The 3,173-nt window shown below is 65.3% G+C and carries 4 protein-coding genes; 3 read left to right on the top strand and 1 reads right to left on the bottom strand.

The genetic code is table 11. The annotated features are described in order from the left end of the window. The first annotated feature begins 62 nt into the window (after nt 1-62). From MOV75_RS32330 to MOV75_RS32320, 3 genes are all read left to right on the top strand, one after another. Complete coding sequence (locus tag MOV75_RS32330) at nt 63-962, top strand: ABC transporter permease (RefSeq protein WP_247007346.1); 900 nt, start codon at nt 63-65, stop codon at nt 960-962. A 311-nt stretch (nt 963-1,273) separates the two neighbouring features. Further along, entirely contained in the window at nt 1,274-1,978 is a 705-nt protein-coding gene (locus tag MOV75_RS32325; protein ID WP_247007345.1) for a YdcF family protein, read from the top strand. Between the two features lie 35 nt (nt 1,979-2,013). After that, the gene (locus MOV75_RS32320; protein WP_246931361.1) at nt 2,014-2,787 is read left to right on the top strand and encodes a 1-acyl-sn-glycerol-3-phosphate acyltransferase; all 774 of its coding nucleotides are present in this window, start codon (nt 2,014-2,016) and stop codon (nt 2,785-2,787) included. Here the strand turns inward: MOV75_RS32320 and MOV75_RS32315 are convergent. Next, the coding region (locus MOV75_RS32315) for a gamma-glutamylcyclotransferase (RefSeq protein ID WP_247007344.1) at nt 2,784-3,173 on the bottom strand (390 nt) is incomplete at its 5' end. The genes MOV75_RS32320 and MOV75_RS32315 overlap by 4 nt on opposite strands.

Below are 3,173 nucleotides of genomic sequence, written 5' to 3'. Positions count from 1 at the left end.
ATGGCGCTGGCGCAGATATAGGTCGCCTGCACCAGCATCGGCGCCACCGTGTTGGGTAGGATGTGGCGAAGGATGATCATGGGCGTGCGCGTGCCGCAGGCCACGGCCGCGCGCTGGTCGCCGTCGTCGCCATCATGACCTTTCTCGCCTCGATGACCACCGGCACGGTGCTGCTGGTCAGCGCCTCCGCCGCCGAATGGCAGTCGGACGTTGCGAGCGAGATCACCATCCAGGTTCGCCCGCAGGTCGGCCGCGATCTCGAACGCGACACCGCAGCGGTGACGGAGGCGATGCGCGCGCAAGCCGGCATCGTCGAGGTCAAGCCGTTCAGCAGGGAGGAGAGCGGCAAGCTGCTCGAGCCCTGGCTCGGCACCGGGCTGTCGATGGACGATCTGCCGGTACCGCGCATGATCATCGCGCGTGTGCAGCCCGGCACGTCGCTCGATCTCGGCACCTTGCGCGCGCGCGTGACCCAGGTCGCGCCGGGCGCCAGCGTCGACGATCACCGTGCCTGGATCGAGCGGATGCGCTCGATGACCAACGCCACCGTGCTCGCGGGCCTCGGCATTCTCGCGCTCGTCATCATCGCCACCATCATCTCCGTCTCGTTCGCGACCCGTGGCGCCATGGCGGCGAACCGCCCGATTGTCGAGGTGCTGCATTTCGTCGGCGCCGGCGACCGCTACATCGCCAATCACTTCCTGCGTCATTTCCTCAGGCTGGGGCTGGAGGGCGGCTTGATCGGCGGCGGTGCCGCCATGCTGGTGTTCGGCTTCTCCGAGTCGATTGCCGGCTGGTTTTCCGGTACCCCCGTCGGCGACCAGTTCGCCGCGCTGCTCGGCACTTTCTCGCTGCGGCCATCCGGCTACATCGTGCTCGCGGTCCAGGCCGTGCTGATCGGCGCCATCACCGCAGTGGCCGCGCGCCAGACGCTGTTTGCGACGCTGAATGATGTGGATTGAAGATGCGTATGGCTGAGTGAAATGTTCGCGGTGACCTCGCTGCCTTCTCTTCTCCCCCTTGTGGGAGAAGGTGGCAGAGGCGGCCTTCGGCCGCCGTTCGTGTAGAACGCCGAAGCGAAGCTTCGGCTACGGCGCCGGATGAGGGGTTCTATCCACGCGCACAAATGCTGAATGCGCGGAGAGAGACCCCCTCACCCGTCTCGGCGCTGGCGGCGAGCCACCCTCTCACAAGGGGAGAGGGTAAAGAAACCGGACTCCACTTCGTCTCAAAACGTCATAAAATCACCTCAGGGAAGGGATCACCGACATCAATGACCTCGCCGACCGACGATCGACCGCCGAACCTGCCGCGCGGCTGGCTGCGCGCGGCATTGGTGTCGACGATTGCGTTCGCCTTCGTCGGCGCGGCGGCGGGTTTCATCGCGTTCCTGTCGCAATTGCGCGGCGCCGAGATCGCCCCAAGCCGCAAGGCCGATGGCATCGTGGTGCTGACCGGCGGCTCCTCGCGGGTGTCGGATGCGATGCAGCTGCTCGCTGCCGGCTATGGCAGGCGGCTGCTGATCTCCGGCGTGCATCCGACCTCCACGGCGAGCGACATCTCCCGGACCTTGCCGGAGAACCAGTCCTTCATGACCTGTTGCGTCGATCTCGACCGCACCGCGCTCTCGACCCGCGGCAACGCGGCGGAGGCGCGACGTTGGGCCGAAAGGCGCCGTTTCCAATCGCTGATCGTGGTCACCTCGAACTATCACATGCCGCGCGCGCTGGTGGAGTTCTCGCATGCGATGCCACAGGCGACGCTGATCCCGTTCGCGGTGGTCGGTGACAAATGGCGCGAGGAGCCGTGGTGGACCTCGGCGTCCACCTTGCGGCTGCTGCTGTCGGAATATGTCAAGTATATCGCGGCCGAGCTCAGGGTAAGGCTGGAGAATTTCGGGATTGACCTTTCGCCCGAGATGTCGGAGCAGCCTTCAAGCGTGCAGCCGAAGCGACCCAACACTGCACAGGCCAATTGATCGGCAAATTGATCGGCAAATTAACTGGATCATCGATGTTCCTGATTTTCCTGCGCTCGCTGATGTTCAACGTGTTGTTCTACGCCGTGCTGGTGTGCCTCGCGATCGTGGCGCTGCCGACATTCGCATTGCCGCCGCGCGCCATGCTGACGGTTGCGGAGTGGTGGGCGAAGGCGACGCTGGTCCTGATGCGCGTGGTCTGCAACATCAAGGTTGAGTTTCGCGGTGTCGACAAGATCCCGCAGGGGCCGCTGGTGATCGTGGCGAAGCACCAGTCGTTCTGGGAGACCTTCGTGCTGCCGGGCTTCTTCGACCGTCCGATCTTCATCCTCAAGCGTCAGCTGATGCAGATCCCGGTATTCGGTCAGTTCCTGGTCAAGACCGGAATGATCGCGATCGACCGCAATGCCGGGGTGAAGGCGCTGCTCGATATGACGCGCCGGGCACGCGAGGCGGTGCGCAGCGGAAAGCAGCTCGTGATCTTTCCGGAAGGCACGCGCCGGGCGCCGGGCGCACCGCCCGACTACAAGACCGGCTTTGCGCAGATCTATTCGTCCTGCGGCGTGCCGTGTCTGCCGATCGCGCTCAACTCCGGCCTGTTCTGGCCCCGTCGCACCTTCATGCGCTATCCCGGCACGCTGGTGGTCGAATTCCTCGATCCGTTGCCATCAGGCCTGCCGAAGGACGAGTTTCTCTCCCGTGTGCAGACGGCCATCGAGGACGCCACCGACCGCCTCGTCGAAGCGGGCCGGAAGGAGCAGGAGCAGTTGATCGGCTCATCGCCGAGCTATGCGCCGACTGGCGGCTAGCGGTTTTCGCGGTCTTCGGCGGGCGCCGGCGCGTGCAGGGAATGTGCATCACCGTGCAGCATCAATGCGAGCTGATGCAGCTGCGTGTCGCGAAAGCCTTCGGCCTCGATCGCCTTCACCGTCGCCGTCACGTAATCGCGGTTCGCGCCGGACTGGCCGTGGCCCTGGATGACATGGCGGTGCTGTTCGGTGAGCGACAGGCGGCCGGCATATTGGACGTGGCCGCGATCCACGACATAGGCGAGCGCGGAGACGCGCTGCCGTGCGTCGTTCTCCAGCCACACCGAGCGCATCACCTCGCGATAGACCGACGTGACCTGCTCGCGCGCGCGCAGGTAAGCGACGACCTCAGCGCGGTTCTTCTCCGCGACGCGGAAGGCGATGCC

Origin of the sequence: Bradyrhizobium sp. PRIMUS42, from assembly GCF_023006515.1 — a bacterium.
Taxonomy (GTDB): domain Bacteria; phylum Pseudomonadota; class Alphaproteobacteria; order Rhizobiales; family Xanthobacteraceae; genus Bradyrhizobium.
The sequence above is the reverse complement of the archived record's forward strand: the minus strand, read 5'-3'. Positions and strand labels throughout refer to the sequence as shown.